Genomic DNA, 624 nt, shown 5'->3' with positions numbered 1-624 from the left:
TGACTCACTTTTCGGCTTACGGTAGATTTAGGTAGCTTAAGTTTGTCCGCTGCTTTGGTGAAGCTTCCCGATCCGACAACCACTGCAAATATCGCCATTTCATTTAAGTCTTGCATCAATTCGTACCCTTCTCTTACTCTCGCATTTAGAGTTAGCCGCATACATTCCATATACGGAACATTATTTCTAAATTTAGCCTATTAACACCAAAATAGGAACAGCACTACAATAAAAGCATCAAAATTTAGCGTTTGATTGCATTAAATTAGAACAACGGGGCAATAACATACTATTGTTAGCAGCCACAAAAATAAGACTTTTTACTACAAGGTTCATTGTTATGGTCGATAGACTTGCCGCGCAGATTATTAAGTTCAGATGGTTAATCATCATTGCCTCCTTAGCTATTGTATTTTTTATAGCAAGCGGAGCTAGCAATATTGGGTTCAGCTCAAACTATCGAGTATTCTTTTCAGAAGATAATGAACAATTGGTAGCATTTGAAACACTCCAAAACACCTATTCAAAATCAGACAATATATTTGTTGTTCTAGCGCCGAAAGATGGCGAGGTATTTACCGTTCCAACCTTGAATGCAGTTAAAGATCTAACTGATAGAGCTTG

At 37.3% G+C, this 624-nt stretch carries 1 protein-coding gene and 1 pseudogene; one reads left to right on the top strand and one right to left on the bottom strand.

The window, feature by feature from the left end:
- Positions 1-98 (bottom strand): LysR family transcriptional regulator (locus A3766_RS28690; RefSeq protein WP_231882805.1); only part of this gene is annotated, 98 nt, incomplete at its 3' end.
- A gap of 242 nt (positions 99-340) precedes the next feature.
- Here A3766_RS28690 and A3766_RS00980 point away from each other — a divergent pair.
- Positions 341-624: pseudogene (locus tag A3766_RS00980) on the top strand (RND family transporter); the annotation flags it as partial.

This window comes from Oleiphilus sp. HI0132 (genome assembly GCF_001635845.1).
This window is presented reverse-complemented; position numbering and strand designations above follow the sequence as displayed.